At 65.0% G+C, this 18,354-nt stretch carries 18 protein-coding genes and 1 tRNA gene; 11 read left to right on the top strand and 8 right to left on the bottom strand.

Annotated features, from left to right (window positions below):
* The first annotated feature begins 25 nt into the window (after positions 1–25).
* Complete coding sequence (locus AC0ZJQ_RS00905; RefSeq protein ID WP_476477209.1) at positions 26–1,120, top strand: TRAP transporter substrate-binding protein; 1,095 nt, start codon at positions 26–28, stop codon at positions 1,118–1,120.
* Positions 1,121–1,275: 155 nt separating this feature from the next.
* On the top strand, positions 1,276–2,115 hold the full coding sequence (locus tag AC0ZJQ_RS00900) for a Tim44 domain-containing protein (RefSeq protein ID WP_008567278.1): 840 nt from the start codon (positions 1,276–1,278) through the stop codon (positions 2,113–2,115).
* A gap of 169 nt (positions 2,116–2,284) precedes the next feature.
* Here AC0ZJQ_RS00900 and AC0ZJQ_RS00895 read toward each other — a convergent pair whose 3' ends face one another.
* Both AC0ZJQ_RS00895 and AC0ZJQ_RS00890 read right to left on the bottom strand, forming a co-directional pair.
* Entirely contained in the window at positions 2,285–3,235 is a 951-nt protein-coding gene (locus AC0ZJQ_RS00895; RefSeq protein WP_476477208.1) for an alpha/beta fold hydrolase, read from the bottom strand.
* 38 nt (positions 3,236–3,273) lie between these two features.
* On the bottom strand, positions 3,274–3,702 hold the full coding sequence (locus AC0ZJQ_RS00890) for an organic hydroperoxide resistance protein (protein WP_476477207.1): 429 nt from the start codon (positions 3,700–3,702) through the stop codon (positions 3,274–3,276).
* Between the two features lie 118 nt (positions 3,703–3,820).
* On the opposite strand from AC0ZJQ_RS00890, the gene AC0ZJQ_RS00885 reads away from it, so the two are divergent.
* From AC0ZJQ_RS00885 to AC0ZJQ_RS00845, 9 genes are all read left to right on the top strand, one after another.
* On the top strand, positions 3,821–4,657 hold the full coding sequence (locus tag AC0ZJQ_RS00885; RefSeq protein ID WP_008567274.1) for an AraC family transcriptional regulator: 837 nt from the start codon (positions 3,821–3,823) through the stop codon (positions 4,655–4,657).
* 177 nt (positions 4,658–4,834) lie between these two features.
* Positions 4,835–7,909, top strand: a complete 3,075-nt coding sequence (gene fdnG, locus AC0ZJQ_RS00880; protein ID WP_165594134.1) for a formate dehydrogenase-N subunit alpha — start codon at positions 4,835–4,837, stop codon at positions 7,907–7,909.
* The gene (gene fdxH / locus AC0ZJQ_RS00875) at positions 7,909–8,844 is read left to right on the top strand and encodes a formate dehydrogenase subunit beta (protein WP_476477790.1); all 936 of its coding nucleotides are present in this window, start codon (positions 7,909–7,911) and stop codon (positions 8,842–8,844) included. Before fdnG ends, fdxH begins: the two co-directional genes overlap by 1 nt.
* A gap of 63 nt (positions 8,845–8,907) precedes the next feature.
* A complete protein-coding gene (locus tag AC0ZJQ_RS00870) occupies positions 8,908–9,528 on the top strand; it encodes a formate dehydrogenase subunit gamma (RefSeq protein ID WP_008567270.1) in 621 nt (206 codons plus the stop codon).
* 122 nt (positions 9,529–9,650) lie between these two features.
* Positions 9,651–10,568: a formate dehydrogenase accessory protein FdhE gene (gene fdhE, locus AC0ZJQ_RS00865; protein ID WP_043298743.1), complete on the top strand. Its 918-nt coding sequence runs from the start codon at positions 9,651–9,653 to the stop codon at positions 10,566–10,568.
* Positions 10,565–11,974, top strand: coding sequence for an L-seryl-tRNA(Sec) selenium transferase (gene selA, locus AC0ZJQ_RS00860; RefSeq protein WP_476477206.1), 1,410 nt, complete (start codon positions 10,565–10,567; stop codon positions 11,972–11,974). Before fdhE ends, selA begins: the two co-directional genes overlap by 4 nt.
* Positions 11,971–13,887 carry a selenocysteine-specific translation elongation factor gene (selB, locus tag AC0ZJQ_RS00855; protein ID WP_314019979.1) on the top strand — a complete coding sequence of 639 codons (1,917 nt, stop codon included), beginning with the start codon at positions 11,971–11,973 and terminating at the stop codon, positions 13,885–13,887. The genes selA and selB overlap by 4 nt, the downstream gene beginning before the upstream one ends.
* Positions 13,888–13,931: 44 nt before the next feature.
* A tRNA-Sec gene (locus tag AC0ZJQ_RS00850) sits at positions 13,932–14,027 on the top strand.
* Positions 14,028–14,201: 174 nt separating this feature from the next.
* Complete coding sequence (locus AC0ZJQ_RS00845; protein WP_102829181.1) at positions 14,202–14,336, top strand: YHYH domain-containing protein; 135 nt, start codon at positions 14,202–14,204, stop codon at positions 14,334–14,336.
* Positions 14,337–14,369: 33 nt separating this feature from the next.
* On the opposite strand, the gene AC0ZJQ_RS00840 is transcribed toward AC0ZJQ_RS00845, so the two are convergent.
* The 6 genes from AC0ZJQ_RS00840 to AC0ZJQ_RS00815 all read right to left on the bottom strand — a co-directional run bounded on the left by AC0ZJQ_RS00840 (position 14,370) and on the right by AC0ZJQ_RS00815 (position 17,940).
* On the bottom strand, positions 14,370–15,392 hold the full coding sequence (locus AC0ZJQ_RS00840; protein ID WP_476477205.1) for a phage integrase: 1,023 nt from the start codon (positions 15,390–15,392) through the stop codon (positions 14,370–14,372).
* Positions 15,392–16,672 carry a hypothetical protein gene (locus tag AC0ZJQ_RS00835; protein WP_476477204.1) on the bottom strand — a complete coding sequence of 427 codons (1,281 nt, stop codon included), beginning with the start codon at positions 16,670–16,672 and terminating at the stop codon, positions 15,392–15,394. Before AC0ZJQ_RS00835 ends, AC0ZJQ_RS00840 begins: the two co-directional genes overlap by 1 nt.
* A 68-nt stretch (positions 16,673–16,740) precedes the next feature.
* Entirely contained in the window at positions 16,741–17,019 is a 279-nt protein-coding gene (locus AC0ZJQ_RS00830; RefSeq protein WP_476477789.1) for a hypothetical protein, read from the bottom strand.
* A 108-nt stretch (positions 17,020–17,127) separates the two neighbouring features.
* Positions 17,128–17,517, bottom strand: coding sequence for a hypothetical protein (locus AC0ZJQ_RS00825; RefSeq protein WP_332822382.1), 390 nt, complete (start codon positions 17,515–17,517; stop codon positions 17,128–17,130).
* Positions 17,510–17,725 (bottom strand): hypothetical protein, encoded by a 216-nt coding sequence (locus tag AC0ZJQ_RS00820; protein WP_045666264.1) that lies wholly within the window; start codon positions 17,723–17,725, stop codon positions 17,510–17,512. The genes AC0ZJQ_RS00825 and AC0ZJQ_RS00820 overlap by 8 nt, the downstream gene beginning before the upstream one ends.
* Positions 17,722–17,940, bottom strand: a complete 219-nt coding sequence (locus AC0ZJQ_RS00815; RefSeq protein WP_014852368.1) for a hypothetical protein — start codon at positions 17,938–17,940, stop codon at positions 17,722–17,724. Before AC0ZJQ_RS00815 ends, AC0ZJQ_RS00820 begins: the two co-directional genes overlap by 4 nt.
* Positions 17,941–18,354: the final 414 nt, after the last annotated feature.

Here is an 18,354-nt window from a genome sequence, read left to right as displayed (position 1 = left end):
CCAGAACCAAGGACCTCCACACCCCATGAAACGCCGCCATCTGTTCGGTGCCGCCGCCCTGCTCGCCGGCCTGTTCCTTACCGGCTGCAAGGACGAGCAGGCGCCGGCCACGGGCCAGTCCGCCAGCGAACCGGCCAAGACCTATCAGTGGAAGATGGTCACCGCCTGGCCGAAGAACTACCCGGGCCTGGGCACCTCGGCCGAGCGCCTGGCCGAACGCGTCACCACCATGAGCGGCGGCCGCCTGACCATCAAGGTCTATGCCGCCGGTGAGCTGGTACCGGCGCTGGAGGTCTTCGACGCCGTCTCGCGGGGCACCGCCGCGCTGGGTCACGGCGCCTCCTACTACTGGAAAGGCAAGGTGCCGACGGCGCAGTTCTTCACCTCGGTGCCGTTCGGCCTTTCCGCCATCGAGATGAACGCCTGGCTCAGCAAGGGTGGTGGACAGGCGCTCTGGGAAGAAGCCTACGCACCGTTCGGCGTGCTGCCGATGGTGGTTGGCAACAGCGGGATGCAGATGGGTGGCTGGTTCAACAAGGAAATCAACACGCTGGACGACCTGCGCGGTCTGAAGATCCGCATGCCGGGCCTCGGCGGCGAAGTCCTTACGCGCCTCGGCGCGACCAGCGTCAACCTGCCCGGCGGCGAGGTGTTCACCGCGCTGCAGACCGGCGCCATCGACGCCACCGACTGGGTCAGCCCCTACAACGACCTGGCCTTCGGCCTGCACAAGGCGGCGCGCTACTACTATTACCCCGGCTGGCAGGAGCCGCAGGCGGTGCTGGAACTGCTGGTCAACCAGAAAGCCTTCGACGAGCTGCCAGCGGACCTGCAGGCGATCCTCACCGAAGCGACCCGCGCCGCCAGCCGCGACATGCTCGACGACTACACCTATCACAACGCGCTGGCGCTCGATCAGCTCAAGCAGCAGGGCGTGATACTCAAGCGCTTCCCGGACGAGGTGCTGCAAGCCATGCGCAACGAGTCCGAGCAGGTGCTCGGCGAGCTGGCGGCGCAGAGCGAGCTGAACGGCCGCATCTGGGCCTCGATGAAAGCCTTCCAGGCGCAGGCCGAAGCGATGCACGCGATTTCCGAAAAGGAACTCTACGACTGGCGCTGAGCCAACCCCGCCGGCCGGCCGCACCTGCGGCGCGGCACGGCACGGCGCGACGAACCGCCGCACGCAAAAGCCGGTAACATTCTACCCCTCGCCAACACCTGCCCAGCTCGGCAGGATGGCGCGCGTACCTCCTCATTTCATAGCGGGAACACTCAATGCAACGTGTGCTTAGCATTTTCATGGCGCTGTGTATCAGCCTGACCTTCGCGCTCGACGCCACGGCGGCCAAGCGCTTCGGCGGCGGCAAGAGCTTCGGCTCGGCGCCCAGCCATCAGACGCGCCAGGCGCCCCAGCAGACCCAGGCGGCGCCGACCCAGGCCGGCAAGACCGCCGCGGCACCCAGCGGTGCTTCGCGCTGGCTCGGCCCGCTGGCCGGTCTCGCCGCCGGCGGTCTGCTCGCCTCGATGTTCATGGGCGACGGCTTCGAGGGCATCCAGTTCATGGATATCCTGATCTTCGGCGTGATCGCGTTCCTGCTGTTCCGCTTCCTCGCCGCCCGTCGCCGCCAGCAGCAGCCGGCCATGGCTGGTCATGCGCCGATGCAGCGCGAGATGCCGCAGCAGCCGGCCTCGATCTTCGGTGGCAGTGCGGCTCCGGTTGCCGCCGCGCCGGTGATCAACGCGCCGGCCTGGTTCAACGAGCAGAACTTCGTCGCCGCGGCCCGCGAGCACTTCCTGGCGCTGCAGCAGCACTGGGATGCCAACGAGATGGACAAGATCGCCGAGTTCGTCACCCCGCAACTGCTGGGCTTCCTCAAGCAGGAGCGCGCCGAGATCGGTGATGCCTATCAGTCGACCTACATCGACGATCTGCAGATCCAGCTCGACGGTGTCGACGACAATGCCGAGAAGACCACCGCGACCCTGACCTTCAGCGGTGTGGCCAAGACCTCGCGTTTCGACCAGGGCGAAGCGTTCAGCGAAAGCTGGCGCATGGAACGTGCCCAGGGTGAAAACCAGCCCTGGCTGGTGGCCGGTATCCGCCAGAACGCCTGATCGGCACCCTTCCGGAATCCACACCGGCCTGCCTCCGGACAGGCCACGAACGACCCCGCCCGCTGGCGGGGTTTTTCGTTTCTGCCTCGCCATCGGCACGACCACTTTTGCAGCAGCATAAAAAACCGGCCGCGGAGCGAACCGCGGCCGGCGCAACGACACATTCCGATCATTTCCGGAGGAAGTTCAGCAGGTCCTGGTTGAAGCGCTCCTTGTGAGTGTCGGTCAGGCCATGTGGCGCGCCGGGATAGACGATCAGCTGCGCGTCCTTTATCAGCGCGGCGGACGCCTTGCCGGAGCTCTCCAGCGGCACGATCTGGTCATCATCGCCGTGGATCACCAGCGTTGGCACATCGAACTTCTTCAGGTCGCCGCGAAAATCGGTGGCCGAAAACGCCGCGATGGAGTCGTAGGTGTTCTTGTGCCCGGCCTGCATGCCCTGCGCCCGCCAGTTGTCGATCAGCCCCTGGGAAACCTTGGCGCCCGGACGGTTGAAGCCGTAGAACGGACCGGAGGCGAGATCGAGGTACAGCTGCGCACGATCTTCCAGCGAGGCCTTGCGGATGCCGTCGAAGACGTCCAGCGGCAGCCCGCCCGGGTTATCCGCCGTCTTCAGCATCATCGGCGGCACGGCGCTGACCAGCACGGCCTTCTTCACCCGCCCGGTGCCGTGGCGGCCAATGTAGCGCGCCACCTCGCCGCCACCGGTGGAAAAGCCCACCAGGGTGACATCCTTCAGGTCGAGCGCTTCGATCACCGCGGCCAGGTCGTCGGCGTAGTGGTCCATGTCGTTGCCTTCCCACGGCTGGCTGGAACGCCCGTGACCGCGGCGGTCATGGGCGACCACGCGATAGCCCTGCGAGGCAAGAAACAGCATCTGCGACTCCCAGCTATCCGAGCTGAGTGGCCAGCCGTGGCTGAAGGTGACCACCGGGCCGTCCTTCGGCCCCCAGTCCTTGTAGTAGAGCTGCACGCCATCGGCGGTGGTGATGGTGCTGGCGGCCTGCGCGGCGACGGCGGTGTCGGCGGGCTTCGCCGGTTGTGCGGCCTGGGCCGCAAAGGCAGGTTGCAGCGCGAGGGCCAGCAGACTGGTGGCGAAGGTGCGGCTGATGAGGTTCATGGCATGGGTCTCCGGTTCGAAAGGGTGGTCGGTCAGGCTCAGTCGGCGATGATCAGCGACACATCGATATTTCCGCGGGTAGCGTTGGAGTAGGGGCAGACCACGTGAGCCTGCTCGACCAGGGTCTGCAGCACGTCACGGGCGATGCCGGGCGCGCTGATGGTCAGCTCGACCTCGATGCCGAAGCCGGTGGGAATCTGGCCGATGCCGACCTTGCCGGTGACGCGGGTGTCGACCGGCAGGCTGACCTTCTGCTTGCCGGCAACGAACTTCAGCGCGCCGAGAAAGCAGGCCGAGTAACCGGCGGCGAACAGCTGCTCCGGATTGGTCCCGGCACCACCGGCGCCGCCCAGCTCACGCGGCGTCGACAGCTGCACGTCGAGCGCCTGGTCGGACGAAGTGGCGCGGCCTTCGCGGCCGCCGGTGGCGGTGGCAGTAGCGGTATAGAGGATCTTCTCGATGGACATGGCTTCGGTTCCTGTTTGCGGGTTGGCTAGGGCGTTGTTGCCCGGTGAGAACTATTCTGCTCACCACGAAGAACTATTGGTGACGTAAAATCCGTATAACTTGATCAGGAGTACGAAGATGGCCGATCGGCTAGCCGCGCTGATGACGCACTTCCCGATGCGCGCCCAGGTGTTCAACACCGGTCCGCTGTGCGGCATCAACTCGCTGCAGAGCGATGGCGTACACGGTCAGCTGCATTTGGTGCGCCACGGCGAGGTGGAGGTCCGCTACGGCCGGGAGACGCTGCACGTCACGCAATCGAGCCTGCTGTTGTTCCCGCGGCCGCTGACCCACCGTTTCATCACCGCGCCCGGCTGTGAGGTGGACATGGTCTGCGCGAACCTGGCGTTCGAGGGCGGCACCAGTAACCCGATTGCCTCGGCGCTGGCCGATCTGGTCTGCCTGCCGCTGGACCAGGTATGGGGTGCCGAGCCGGTGCTTTCGCTGCTGTTCGAGGAAGCCTTCGAACAGCGCTGCGGACGGGTGGCGCTGGTCGAGCGCCTGCTCGAGGTGGTGATGATTCAGGTCCTGCGCCAGTTGATGGAAAGCGGCGAAGTGAACGGCGGGCTGCTGTCCGGGCTGGCGCATCCCCGCCTGCGCAATGCACTGGTGGCGATGCATGAGACGCCGGCGAAGGAATGGACGCTTGAAGAGCTTGCCGGCGTGGCCGGGATGTCGCGCAGCGTGTTCGCCACAAACTTCCGCGAGACGGTCGGTGTCACGCCGGGACAGTACCTGCAGGGCTGGCGCGTGCGGCTGACGCAGAAAGCCCTACGCCGCGGACGCCCTCTGAAGATGATCGCCACCGAGGTTGGCTACGGCAGCGAAGCCGCGCTCTCCCGCGCGTTCAGAGCGCAAACCGGGCTCTCGCCGCGGGGGTGGAAAAAGCAGCTCGCCGAAGCGGACGAGAGCTGAACGGCCAGGCCCGAGGGTCGCCCGTCCGTCGCCGAGAGCACCACGAGCGGGGCGCCCGTTGCCCAAGTCGCGCAACGAAACGCTGCATTAACCCCCATTTTTTTTAAGTTTGGCTAAGATGCTTAACAGACGCTGGCAATGCATCAGCGTTCCAGCCTGATGAGAAGGAGAACCACGATGGATATGAATCGTCGACAGTTCTTCAAGGTCTGCGGTGTAGGCCTTGGGGCGTCGAGCTTGGCGGCGTTGGGGATGGCGCCACCAACGGCTTATGCCGAGTCGATTCGGCATTTCAAGCTGACCAACACTCGGGAAACCCGTAACACCTGTCCTTACTGCTCGGTCGGCTGCGGCCTGATCATGTACAGCCAGGGCAGCGGCGGCAAGAACGTCTCCCAGAACATCATCCACATCGAGGGCGACGCGGACCATCCGGTCAACCGCGGCACGCTCTGCCCGAAAGGCGCCGGCCTGCTGGACTTCGTCCACAGCCCGAACCGTCTGCAATACCCGGAAGTACGCGAAGCCGGCAGCAACGAGTGGAAGCGCATCGAGTGGGACGAAGCCCTCGACCGCATCGCCAAGCTGGTGAAGGAAGATCGCGACGCCAACTTCGTCGAACGCAACGACAAAGGCCAGACCGTCAACCGCTGGCTGACCACCGGATTCCTCGCCGCCTCGGCATCGTCCAACGAGGCCGGCTACATCACCCACAAGGTAGTTCGCTCACTCGGCATTCTGGCATTCGACAACCAAGCACGTGTCTGACACGGCCCGACGGTGGCAAGTCTTGCCCCGACGTTTGGCCGTGGCGCCATGACCAACCACTGGTCCGACATCAAGAATGCGGACCTGGTCCTGATCATGGGCGGCAATGCCGCCGAAGCGCATCCGTGCGGGTTCAAATGGGTGACCGAAGCCAAGGCCCACAACAAGGCCCGGCTGGTGGTGGTCGATCCGCGCTTCACCCGTTCGGCCTCGGTGGCCGATTTCTATGCGCCGATCCGTACCGGTACCGACATCGCCTTCCTCGGCGGCCTGATCAACTACCTGCTGGAGAACGACAAGATCCAGCACGAGTACGTGCGCAACTACACGGACGTCTCGTTCATCGTCAAAGAAGGCTTCGGCTTCGAGAACGGTCTGTTCAACGGCTATGACGCCGACAAGCGCAGCTACCCGGACAAATCGTCTTGGGGCTACGAGCTGGACGAACAAGGCTTCGCCAAGGTCGATCCGACGCTGCAGCACCCGCGTTGCGTGTTCCAGCTGCTCAAGCAGCACTACAGCCGCTACACGCCGGACGTGGTCAGCAACATCTGTGGCACGCCGCAGGACAAGATGCTGAAGGTCTGGGAAACCATTGCCGAGACATCCGCACCCGGCAAGGCGATGACCATCATGTACGCCCTGGGCTGGACGCAGCACTCGATCGGCTCGCAGATGATCCGTACCGGTGCGATGGTGCAGCTGCTGCTGGGCAACATCGGCATGCCGGGCGGCGGCATGAACGCCCTGCGCGGTCACTCCAACATCCAGGGCCTGACCGACCTCGGCCTGCTGTCCAACCTGCTGCCGGGCTACCTCACCCTGCCCCAGGATGCGGAGCAGGACTACGCGGCGTACATCACCAAGCGCACCGCCAAGCCGATCCGCCCCGGCCAGCTGTCGTACTGGCAGAACTACGAGAAGTTCCACGTCAGCCTGATGAAGTCCTGGTACGGCGACAACGCCACGGCCGAGAACAACTGGGGCTACGACTGGCTGCCGAAGCTGGATATCCCCGGCTACGACGTGCTCAAGTACTTCGACATGATGTACCAGGGCCAGGTCAACGGTTACTTCTGCCAGGGCTTCAACCCGATCGCCTCGTTCCCCAACAAGGCCAAGGTCAGCGCGGCGCTGGCGAAGCTGAAGTTCCTCGTGATCATGGACCCGCTGGTCACCGAGACCAGCGAATTCTGGCGCAATGCCGGCGAGTTCAACGACGTCGACACCGCCAGCATCCAGACCACGGTATTCCGTCTGCCGACCACCTGCTTCGCCGAGGAAGACGGCTCGCTGGTCAACAGCGGGCGCTGGCTGCAATGGCACTGGAAAGCGGCCGAGCCGCCGGCACAGGCCAGAACCGACGTGATGATCATGGGCGGCCTGTTCCATCGTCTGCGCGAGATGTATCGCAAGGAAGGCGGCGCCTACGCCGAACCGCTGCTCAACATCGACTGGCCATATCTGCGCCCCGACGAGCCGAGCAGCGAGGAAATCGCCCGCGAGTTCAGCGGCAAGGCGCTGGCCGACGTGACCGATCCGGCGACCGGCGCGGTGCTGGCCAAGGCCGGCGAACAACTGGCCGGTTTCGGTCAGCTGCGCGCCGACGGCTCGACCGCCAGCGGCTGCTGGATCTGGTGCGGCGCCTGGACCCAGGCCGGCAACCAGATGGCCCGCCGCGACAACGCCGACCCGTATGGCATGGGCCAGACCCTCGGCTGGGCCTGGGCGTGGCCGGCCAACCGGCGCATCCTCTACAACCGCGCCTCGGCCGACGTTTCCGGCAAGCCGTGGGATCCGGAGAAGAAGCGCCTGGTGTGGTGGAACGGCAAGAGCTGGGGCGGCACCGACGTGCCCGACTTCAAGGTCGACTCGCCGCCGGAAGCCGGCATGAACCCGTTCATCATGAACCCGGAAGGCGTGGCACGACTGTTCGCCGTGGACAAGATGAACGAGGGGCCATTCCCCGAGCACTACGAGCCGTTCGAAACACCGATCGGGCGCAACCCCATGCACCCGGACAATGCGCAGGCCATCAGCAACCCGGCCGCGCGGGTGTTCAAGAACGACATGGAGCTGTTCGGCACCGCGGAGGAATTCCCCTATGCGGCGACCACCTATCGTCTGACCGAGCACTTCCACTTCTGGACCAAGCATTGCCGACTCAATGCGATCACCCAGCCCGAGCAGTTCGTCGAGATTGGCGAAGTGCTGGCCAAGGAACTGGGCATCGCCGCCGGCGAGCGGGTCAAGGTGTCGTCCAACCGCGGCTACATCAAGGCGGTTGCGGTGGTGACCAAGCGCATCAAGCCGCTGACCGTGGACGGCAAGACCGTGCACCACATCGGCATCCCGCTGCACTGGGGCTTCGCCGGGCTGGCGCGCAACGGCTACCTGACCAATACGCTCACGCCGTTCGTCGGTGACGCGAACACCCAGACGCCGGAGTTCAAGTCGTTCCTGGTCAACGTGGAGAAGGCATGATGGCTACTCAAGACGTGATTGCCCGCTCCGCCACGACCACCGAGCGGCCGTCGATCCGCGAGATCGGCGAAGTGGCCAAGCTGATCGACACCTCCAAGTGCATTGGCTGCAAGGCCTGCCAGGTTGCCTGTTCGGAGTGGAACGACCTGCGTGACGAGGTCGGCACCAGCGCCGGGACCTACGACAACCCGATCGACCTCACCGCCGAATCCTGGACGGTGATGAAGTTCGCCGAGTACGAGAACCCGGACAGCGGCAACCTCGAATGGCTGATCCGCAAGGACGGCTGCATGCACTGTGCCGAGCCGGGCTGCCTCAAGGCATGCCCGAGTCCCGGCGCGATCGTGCAGTACGCCAACGGCATCGTCGACTTCAACCAGGAGAAGTGCATCGGCTGCGGCTACTGCATCACTGGCTGTCCGTTCAACATCCCGCGCATCTCCGAGAAGGACAAGAAGGCCTACAAGTGCACGCTGTGCTCCGACCGGGTTTCGGTCGGGCTGGAGCCGGCCTGCGTGAAGACCTGTCCGACCGGCGCCATCGTCTTCGGCAGCAAGGAAGATATGAAGGAACATGCCGCCGGACGAATCGCCGACCTGAAGGAGCGTGGCTTCGACCAGGCCGGCCTGTACGACCCGGACGGCGTGGGCGGTACGCACGTGATGTACGTGCTGCACCACGCCGACCAGCCGTCGTTGTACAGCGCCCTGCCCAACGAGCCGACCATCAGTCCGCTGGTCAGCCTGTGGAAAGGCATCACCAAGCCGCTGGCCTTGCTCGGCATGGGCGCGGCGGTGCTGGCCGGATTCTTCCATTACACGCGTGTCGGTCCGGTGCGCGTCGAGGAGGACTCCGAGGGCGAACTCAGCGAACCGGTCGTGCACAAGGTCGATCCGACGGTGCATGTGGTCGATCCGAAGGAGCCTCGTCCCTGACGAATGCGGCCCTGTGCGCAGGGCCGTCTTTCCCGGGGCTGCCGAATGCTCAAGGAGCCAGCTATGAATAACCAAATCGAACGCTACACACCGTCCCAGCGATCCAATCACTGGGCCGTCGCCATCCTCTTCGTGCTCGCCGCACTGTCGGGGCTGGCGCTGTTCCATCCGGCGCTGTTCGGCCTTTCCGGGCTGTTCGGCGGCGGCACCTGGACACGCATCCTGCATCCGTTCATCGGCGTGGCGATGTTCGTGCTGTTCCTGGTGCTGGCGCTGCGCTTTGCCGGGCACAACCGCATCGAGCCGCGCGATCGCCAGTGGCTGCGGCAGATCGGCGACGTGGTGAACAACCGCGAAGACCGGCTGCCAGAAGTGGGGCGCTACAACGCCGGGCAGAAGCTGCTGTTCTGGACGCTGATCGTCTGCATGCTGGTGCTGCTGCTCAGCGGCATCGTCATCTGGCGGGAGTACTTTGCCGGCGCGTTCGGCATCGTCACGCTGCGCTGGGCGAGCCTGCTGCACGCCGCAGCCGCGTTCGTGCTGATCGTCAGCATCATCGTGCACATCTACGCCGCGATCTGGCTGAAGGGCTCGATGGGCGCCATGCTCTACGGCACGGTCAGCCGTGCCTGGGCGCGCAAGCATCATCGGGCCTGGTACCGCGAGATCAACGAGCGCAAGTAAGGCCCCCGCCGCACCGCTGCGGCCGCCGGCGAATAGCGTCGGCGGCCGCAGTGCGCTTAACGCATGCAGCAACCCGTCACGGGCTATGCTGTCCCGCAACGCCATAAGAAAAGGAGTCCTGCGTGGCAGGCACCATTCTCGAACCCGGGCAGATCGAAGCCGCTGCCAGCAAACCCCCTTTCCTCAACCTGCCGCCGCGCGAGCTGTTCATCCTGCGTGCCGAGCGCCTGGACAAACTGGCCGTCGACCATCCGCTGGGCGATTACCTGCGACTGCTGGCCGACGTCTGCCGCGCGCAGCAGCAGGTGCTCGACAACCCTCCCACACTGCCGGTGCTGGACGCCCACCGCACCCGCGAATGCCTGACGCACGGCGTGCCGCCGCTGGCAGCCGACACCCTGGTCCGCGAGGATGCCTGGCTTGCGGTGCTCGACGCCTGGCTCGATGCGTTCGGCACGCCGGACAACCCGGCCGTTGCCGCCGCGCTGGAACAGCTGCGCGATGCCGATGCCGGCCAACGCAAGGCCTGGGCCGTGGCGCTGATCAGCGGCCAGTACGACAGCCTGCCGGCGGCGCTGGTGCCGTTCCTCGGTGCCGCGTTGCAAGTCGCCTGGACTCACCAGGCGCTGTCGCTCGATCCATCCGCCGTGCGCGAGCGCGAAGACCAGACGCATTGCCCCTGCTGTGGCGCACTGCCGATGGCCGGCGTGATCCGCCACCGTGGCCAGCTCAACGGCTTGCGCTACCTGGTCTGCTCGCTGTGCTCCAGTGAGTGGCACTACGTGCGCCTGAAGTGCAGCCACTGCCGCAGCACCAAGAAGCTCGACTACCTGCATTTCGAGGGCTCGCCGCACGGCGTCAAGGCCGAGGTCTGCCCGTCCTGCAACGGCTATCTAAAACAGCTCTATCTGGAGCTGGCGGCGGATGGCGAAACGCTGTCGGCCGATCTCGCCACGCTGGATCTCGACATGCTGCTGGCCGAGCAGGGCTTCCAGCGCATGGCGCCCAACCTGCTGCTGGCACCGGGCGGCGAAGGATGAGCAGCGCGCACCTGCCTTCGGTTGACCGGCTGCTGCGCGCTTCGGCCTGCCAGCCGCTGCAGCAGCGCTATGGCCGTCAGGCGCTGCTCAGCACCCTGCGCGACCTGCTCGACGAGCTGCGCGAGCCGGCCCGCAACGGCCAGCTCGCCGCGCTGGAGCTGTCCGAGGCAGTGCTCGCCGGGCGCGCCGGTGAACGCCTGGCCAGCCAGCACCGCAGCCGCGTGCGCCGCGTGTTCAACCTCACCGGCACGGTGCTGCACACCAACCTCGGCCGCGCGCTGCTACCGGACGAGGCCATCGAGGCGATCACCCTCGCCGCGCGCTATCCGCTCAACCTGGAATTCGACCTGTCGACCGGCAAGCGCGGCGATCGCGATGACCTGATCGAAGGCTTGATCCGCGAGCTGACCGGCGCCGAGGCCGTCACCGTGGTCAACAACAACGCCGCCGCCGTGCTGCTGGCGCTCAACAGCCTGGGCGCGCGCAAGGAAGGCATCATCTCCCGCGGCGAGCTGATCGAGATCGGCGGCGCCTTCCGCATCCCCGACATCATGGCGCGCGCCGGCGTGAAGCTGGTCGAAGTCGGCACCACCAACCGCACCCACGCCAAGGATTACGAAGCAGCGATCACCCCGCGCTCGGGCCTGCTGATGCGCGTGCACACCAGCAATTACAGCGTGCAGGGCTTCACCGCCAGCGTCGCCACCCGCGCGCTGGCCGACATCGCCCACGCCCACGACCTGCCGCTGCTGGAAGACCTGGGCAGCGGCAGCCTGGTCGACCTCTCGCGCTGGGGCCTGCCGAAGGAGCCCACCGTGCAGGAAGCGCTGCGCGACGGGGCCGACATCGTCACCTTCAGCGGCGACAAGCTGCTCGGCGGCCCGCAGGCCGGGCTGATTGTCGGCAGCAAGGCGCTGATCCAGAAGATCAAGAAGAACCCGCTCAAGCGCGCCCTGCGCGTCGACAAGCTGACCCTCGCCGCGCTGGAAGCGGTGCTCAACCTCTATCGCGACCCCGACCGCCTGGCCGAGCGCCTAACCAGCCTGCGCCTGCTCAGCCGTCCGCAGGCTGAGATCCGCGTCCAGGCCGAACGCATCGCCCCGGCGCTGGCCACCGTGCTCGGTGAAACCTGGCAGGTCGCGGTAACCGACGCGCTCGGCATGATCGGCAGCGGCGCGCAGCCGGTGGCACGCCTGTCCAGCACCGCGCTGTGCATCCGCCCGCAGCAACCCAAGCGCCTGCGCGGCCGCAGCCTGCGCCAGCTGGAAGAAGCCCTGCGCTGCCTGCCGATTCCCGTGCTCGGACGCATCGACGACGACGCGCTCTGGCTCGACCTGCGCCAGCTCGACGACGAACCGGCGTTTCTCCAGCAGCTGGCGCACCTGCAAGAGGAGCTGGCGATTTGATCGTCGGTACCGCCGGCCATATCGACCATGGCAAGACCGCGCTGCTCAAGGCCCTGACCGGCCAGCAGGGCGACCGCCGTCGCGAGGAACGCGAGCGCGGCATCACCATCGACCTCGGCTATGCCTATGCCGACCTCGGTGAAGGCACGCTGACTGGCTTCATCGACGTACCCGGCCACGAGCGCTTCATCCACAACATGCTCGCCGGCGCCAGCGGCATCGACTGCCTGCTGCTGGTGGTCGCCGCCGATGACGGCGTAATGCCGCAGACCCGCGAACACCTGGCCATCGTCGAACTGCTCGGTATTCGCCGCGCGCTGGTCGCGCTGACCAAGATCGACCGTGTCGAGCCCGAACGCATCGCCACGGTACGCCGGCAGATCGATGACCTGCTGGCCAGCGGGCCGCTGGCTGGCGCGCCAGTCTTTCCAGTTTCCAGCGCCAGTGGCGAGGGGATTGACGCCCTGCGCCAGGCGCTGGTCGCAGAGGCTGCGCGCGCCGAAGCGCGTGGCACCGACGGCCATTTCCGCCTTGCCATCGATCGCGCCTTCAGCGTCAGCGGCACCGGCGTAGTGGTCACCGGTACCGCCTTCGCCGGACGCGTGCAGGTCGGCGACGAGCTGCAACTCAGCCCGAGCGGCCGCAGCGTGCGCGTGCGCGGCCTGCATGCGCAGAACCGCGAAGCCGGGCAGGCCCACGCCGGCCAGCGCGTGGCCCTGAACCTGGCCGGCGAGCGGCTGGCGGTCGAACAGATTCATCGCGGCGACTGGCTGCTGCAACCGCTGCTGCATGCGCCGACCCAGCGCATCGATATCCAGTTCCAGCTGCTGCCCGGCGAGACCCACGAACTCAAGCACTGGACCCCGGTGCACGCCCACCTCGGCGCGCAGGACGTCACCGCACGCATCGCCCTGCTCGAAGGCGAAAGCCTTGCGCCCGGTGCATGGATGTTCGCCCAGCTGCTGCTCAACGCACCGATCCACGCCGTACACGGCGACCGCATCGTGCTGCGTGACCAATCCGCCCAGCGCACCCTCGGCGGCGGTCGCGTGCTCGACCCGTTCGCGCCGCCACGCAACCGCCGGCGCGAGGCACGTCTGGCGCAACTGCGCGCACTCGATGCCTCCTCGCTGGAACAGGGCTTGCCTGGCCTGCTGGCCGAAGCCCACAACGGCCTCGAACCACAGGCTCTGGAGCGCCAGTTCAACCGCCCGCGTGATGGCTGGCAGCTGCCGGCCAGCGCAGTGGAGATCGCCACGCGCCAGGGGCCGCGACTGTTCGATCAACAACGCTGGCAAACCCTCGGCGCGCTGCTGCTCGCCGCCCTGCAGCGCTTTCATGAGGAACAGCCCGACGAACTCGGACCGGACCGCGACCGCCTGCGCCGCTTCGCCCTGCCGCAGCTGGAGCGACCGGTATTCATCGCCCTGCTCGAGCAGGCCCTGGCCGCTGGCGAGATCACCAGCAGCGGCCCCTGGCTGCATCGCCCCAACCACCAGGTCCGTCTGACCGCACAGGAAGAAGCACTGAAGGCGCGACTCTGGCCGCTGCTGGAAGCCGGCCGGTTCGACCCGCCCTGGGTCCGCGACCTCGCCAGCGCGCTTGGCGCCGAAGAAATGCAGACGCGCCAGCTGCTGCGCAAGCTCGCCCGCCTGGGCCTGCTGCAGCAGGTGGTCAAGGACCTGTTCTACCCCGAGCTCACCATCCGCCAGCTCGCCGGGCACGCCTTGCAGCTCGAAGCACAAAGCGGCGTGATCCGCGCCGCCGCTTTCCGCGACCAGATCCAACTCGGACGCAAACGCAGCATCCAGCTGCTCGAACACTTCGACCGCATCGGCTTCACCCGCCGCTTCGGCAACGAACGCAAGATCCGCCCCGACAACGCCCTGGCGACAGAGGCACCGCTCGGGTAGTCTGGCAGCCGCGCTGACCTATCGGTCAGCATGACCCTTCTCAAGGAAGGCAATCGCAGCCGGTGCTGCGGCCGGGCTTCAAACCCGGTTGGGGGCGGCAGCCGTTCCCGGGTGGGTTCGACTCCCACTGCCTTCCGCCAATTTCCCCTCTGAAAGCCCCGAATGACGCGGCCTCCAGCTACTCGACCGGAGCGGCTTCGGCTTGGGTGTCGAAGAAGTGTCGAAAACCCAAGACTTCCGTTTGTTATCGGCAGCATGATGCCTATGATGTCATTACGACATCACTCCATCGTGCAACCAAGAAGGAAGTTCGAATGAAACAGATTTCCGCCGTAATGATTGCCGCTTTGATCGCAATAACTTCGGTCTCAGCCCTCGCGCACAGCGGCGGCACGGACTCGAAAGGTTGCCATCGCAACCACAAAACCGGCGACTACCACTGCCACTAAACGGCCGTACATTCGCCCCGCCACGGCGAGGTTCTACGTTCTGTCGCAAGTTTGTGCAGCGTAGAAGTGGCGAAAACCTCGAATTGGGCCGAGGGTAATCACGTCCTTGAGATAGTCCGGCGCGAGATGCGCATAACGCATCGTCATGTTCAGGGAGGCGTGGCCCAGGACCTTTTGCAGCGTGAGGATGTTGCCGCCGTTCATCATGAAATGCGAAGCGAAGGTGTGTCGCAGCACGTGGCTTTTCTGTCCGGCCGGGAGCTTGAGTCCTGACATGTTGACGGCATAGTCGAAACTGTCGCGGCAGTTGGTGAACAGGCCGTGTTCCTGGAAGTGCTGGTGGATGCGGTCATGCAATGCCTGATCGATCGGCACGGAGCGTCGGCGCTTGCCCTTGGTATTCACGAACAGCACGTGTCCGTCTCGCACCCGTTCCGGTCGGAGCGCTTGCCCCTCTCCCCAGCGACAGCCGGTTGCAAGGCAGATCGTTGCAACCATGTAGGTATGCGGCGTTCGGCAATGGTCCTGGATCGCTCGAAACAGTTGGTCGATATGCGCGTCGCTCAGGTACGTCAGTTCGCGTTCCTGGAGCTTGAGCGGCTTTACCGAGGCCAACGGGTTTTCATAGTCGATCTCGCCGAGCTGGCGGAGCACGTTGAACACCGAGCACAGGTAGCCGAGCTGGTTGTTCACTGTCTTGCCGCTTGTCCCCGAGGCGAGACGAGCCGCCCGGTAGGCCGTATAGGTCGCGCCAGTCAGTTGGCTGGCTACCGGATTGCCCATTTCGCGGGCCATGCGGTTCAGTACCAGCTCCGTGCGGTGAATGTCGCTCAGCGCATGGCCGTGCAGCAGCCGCCAGCGTCCAATCAGTTCCAGCAGTCTGCGTCGGTCCCTGGGCTTGGGCGTCCAGTCTGGCTTGTCGATCACCTTCGCCCGACACGTCGCCTCGAACCGCTGGGCCTCGCCCTTGGTCTTGAAGGTCTTGCGGAAGCGCTTGCCCTTGATCGGCTCTACATCGACTTTCCAGCGGCCATCGTCGGTTTGCTGGATCGCCATCAGATCGCCCTGCCCCACCTCACATGACGCTCTTGCAGCAGGTCTTTAATGTGCTTGTACAGGTCACGCTCGCTCATATCCTTGGCGGCGTAGTGGTCACGAATGACCGGCCAGCATTCCCATTCCTTCAGCCGATCAAATGCGGTCTTAGCGCCCACTCGCTCCCGTGCCAGCAGGCTTACGAAGTTTCCCAGGAACAGTTCCACGTTCTTGCCCGAGAACCCCCGGCTCGTCTTGTAATAGCGCTTGTACTCGGTTTCATCGACCAGCGAATCGACCGGCAGATCGACCCGCGCGTCATCGCGCATGAGCGTCCAGATCGGATCGAAGTAGCCGGGCCGGGCGAGCAACTTGAACTGGCTCAGACCATAGCGCCACAGGCCGTCGAGGTGTGCCGAGAACGCTGCGAAGGAGTCCGTGTCGATGGCTTGGCCGGTTTTCACGTCAGTCGAGCCACTGGCGAATTGCTGGATGATCGAATGGTGATAGCGCAGCTCGACGCGCCATACGTCCTGGGCCGGATTGTAGTTCTCGGGGTCCTTGGCATCGAACGAATCACGCCGACGCCAGACGCTTTCCCAGTAGTCGAGCTTGTCCGTTGCGCGGGCCTGTTCGGTCTTGTTGTAGATACACAGCTGGACGCCGCCAGCCGAACCGAACATGGACGTTTCCCCGCGCCCGTAGACGCTGGACTTCGTCGCCCACTCCACCTGATTGATGCCCGAGATATCCCGGTGTGTTCTGGCCCGGCAATGCAGGCGTGCCACCAGATCCACCGGCGGTTTCCAGCCTTGCAGATCCAACGCCAGATGGACGGCACACTGGTTGCGCTCGCGGTGCGTCATCACGGCGGCAGCGTAGTAGTCCATTCGCTCTTGCAGACGCTCAGGCGACAGCGCGTCGATGGCGTGCGGCGACACCTCGATTTTCAGGTGCGGGCCGATCTGCTCTAGCTTGGCGTTGAAGTTTTTGATCAGCAGGACGAAGCCCAGGTCGGCGTTCTGCAGCTTGTACTGGTAGCCCGAGTCCCGGCCCACTCGCCCCGAGTGCCAGACCTCCCCGGCGAACTCGACCATCGCGCCCGGTTTCTCGAATAGCGCCATGACTTCGGGCCGAATCAGCCCGCGGTACAGCTGGCGGACCGTATCGACGCCGCAGCGCAGCAACCGGACCTTGGACAGATCGACGATTGCCGCCGTGCCCGGATCGACGAACAGACGTCCGTTGCGATCTTCACGGGCGAGCATATCGAGACGGAGGAAATCTTTTGGTTTAGCCATTTCGTTCACTTCCTAATGCTGATTAATGCGGTTCTCAACCTTCGTTTATCTGACGTGTTACAGGGACGTCAGCGCGGGGGCGCGCGCACGCCGGCACAGGCGACGCGCTCGCTACGCTCGGCGTAGAACTGTGCCGTGCGCGCGCTCATTAGCTGCCATGCAGTAACGGCGTCGATGAAGAACTCGATTGGATCTTCCACACAGGGTTGTTCCTGGGTGAAGGGCGGGAGGTAGGGACGATCAGGCGGCGGCGTGCCGGCCACGGCGATGCAGAGCACGAGGCTGGCCAGCCCGAGAAGCAGGTGTGGAAGGCAGGGATAGGCGCGGCGCGCGAGGACGAATAACACCAAGGGCGCTGCCCTTGTCATCCCGCTCTTGCCGCCGAGGGCTCGGGAGCGTGGGGTGGAAAAGCTACCCCACACTCCCCGCGTTAGGCTGTTCATAGGCATGCAGGGTCAAGGGTGCGCTGCGCCCGTGCTTCCGTTCGACGGGACGGTGAAGCTGTCCCGACGAGCCGGGAGCGCGGCCCCTGACCTCCCGGCATTAGGGAGGGCAATGCGGTCCAGTACGTTGCCGGAACCATGCCGGTCGCGGTGCCGCATCACCCTGATGGTGAGAATGTCCATGAACGGGATTTCGCTCGGCGTGCGCCCATCACTGGTGAAGCTCATGGCCATGAAGTAGGGATAATCCCAGACGCCTTCCTTCTCCAGCACCACGCCAACGATGTGCACGCAGCACCAGTAAGGCGGCTCATCTTCATCCATGTACAGCTCCATCAGCACGGATTCGCCGATGTAGCCCATGGCGGCTTGGGTATCCAGGGTGATGCCGGGCTTACGCATGGCTGTAGTCTCCTTCCTTGAACTCCTTTTTGCCTTTCTTCAGGTCGGCCCGCAGGCGCGCGAGGTTGACCATGCGGAAGTCCGCGAGGCGCATCGTCGGGATAGTGCCGGTGGCAGCCCAGTCGGCGGCTTCCTCGACGGATACCCCACTCATTTCGGCGAAGGTCTTGAGGCTGCACAGGTCGAGGCTGTCGTCTGCCTTGCTCATAGCGTCCACTCCTGTTCGAGAAGCTGCTGATGCAGCAGGGCCACGTTGACCATCGTGCGCTTGCCTACCTTCTGCGACGGCAGGTAGCCACGTTCCAACCAGGTGCGCACCACGATGGGTTCGTCGCCCATGCCGATCCACTCGGCGAACTTCGGCCACGGCATCAGAGGCGGGGCGCCGTGCAGCTTTTGCGGGTCAAAACCTTCCGTATCCATCCGCTTTACTCCACTATGCTCTGCTGTATCTCCCCAGCGGCAACTGGGAAACTATTAACCACGGAGGAATTATTTACCATCTATTGGTGATGGTCAATAATTTCCCAATGATGATCGTCTATCGAATGACAGCGGCTGATAGGGCTAGGCTTCTTCTCAAGAAGCTAGGGCCGAAAAAAACGAGCGAGCACGGCGGGGACTACGAGCGCTGGAGAAGCGTTAGCAAGGGAGTGGTGCGAGTAAGCACAGAGGAGATAGACGTACTGGTGAAGATCTTCCCTCAGTACGCTCTTTGGTTGGCAAGTGGGCAGATCGCCCCAGAAGTAGGCCAGACCAGCCCCGATTACGACGAAGCCAACCGAAACTTGAGCCAACCCAGCGCGGGATAGCAATCACACGGAAAGCAGCTAGGCG

Source organism: Stutzerimonas sp. 21-1 (genome assembly GCF_056336065.1).
The sequence above is the reverse complement of the archived record's forward strand: the minus strand, read 5'-3'. Positions and strand labels throughout refer to the sequence as shown.

Bases quoted from the DNA above. Each gene is read 5' to 3' on its own strand.
- AC0ZJQ_RS00905 (WP_476477209.1), top strand. From the start codon at position 26: ATGAAACGCCGCCATCTGTTCGGTGCCGCCGCCCTGCTCGCCGGCCTG.
- AC0ZJQ_RS00900 (WP_008567278.1), top strand. From the start codon at position 1,276: ATGCAACGTGTGCTTAGCATTTTCATGGCGCTGTGTATCAGCCTGACC.
- AC0ZJQ_RS00895 (WP_476477208.1), bottom strand. From the start codon at position 3,235: ATGAACCTCATCAGCCGCACCTTCGCCACCAGTCTGCTGGCCCTCGCG.
- AC0ZJQ_RS00890 (WP_476477207.1), bottom strand. From the start codon at position 3,702: ATGTCCATCGAGAAGATCCTCTATACCGCTACTGCCACCGCCACCGGC.
- AC0ZJQ_RS00885 (WP_008567274.1), top strand. From the start codon at position 3,821: ATGGCCGATCGGCTAGCCGCGCTGATGACGCACTTCCCGATGCGCGCC.
- fdxH (WP_476477790.1), top strand. From the start codon at position 7,909: ATGGCTACTCAAGACGTGATTGCCCGCTCCGCCACGACCACCGAGCGG.
- AC0ZJQ_RS00870 (WP_008567270.1), top strand. From the start codon at position 8,908: ATGAATAACCAAATCGAACGCTACACACCGTCCCAGCGATCCAATCAC.
- selA (WP_476477206.1), top strand. From the start codon at position 10,565: ATGAGCAGCGCGCACCTGCCTTCGGTTGACCGGCTGCTGCGCGCTTCG.
- AC0ZJQ_RS00845 (WP_102829181.1), top strand. From the start codon at position 14,202: ATGAAACAGATTTCCGCCGTAATGATTGCCGCTTTGATCGCAATAACT.
- AC0ZJQ_RS00840 (WP_476477205.1), bottom strand. From the start codon at position 15,392: ATGGCGATCCAGCAAACCGACGATGGCCGCTGGAAAGTCGATGTAGAG.
- AC0ZJQ_RS00835 (WP_476477204.1), bottom strand. From the start codon at position 16,672: ATGGCTAAACCAAAAGATTTCCTCCGTCTCGATATGCTCGCCCGTGAA.
- AC0ZJQ_RS00825 (WP_332822382.1), bottom strand. From the start codon at position 17,517: ATGCGTAAGCCCGGCATCACCCTGGATACCCAAGCCGCCATGGGCTAC.
- AC0ZJQ_RS00820 (WP_045666264.1), bottom strand. From the start codon at position 17,725: ATGAGCAAGGCAGACGACAGCCTCGACCTGTGCAGCCTCAAGACCTTC.
- AC0ZJQ_RS00815 (WP_014852368.1), bottom strand. From the start codon at position 17,940: ATGGATACGGAAGGTTTTGACCCGCAAAAGCTGCACGGCGCCCCGCCT.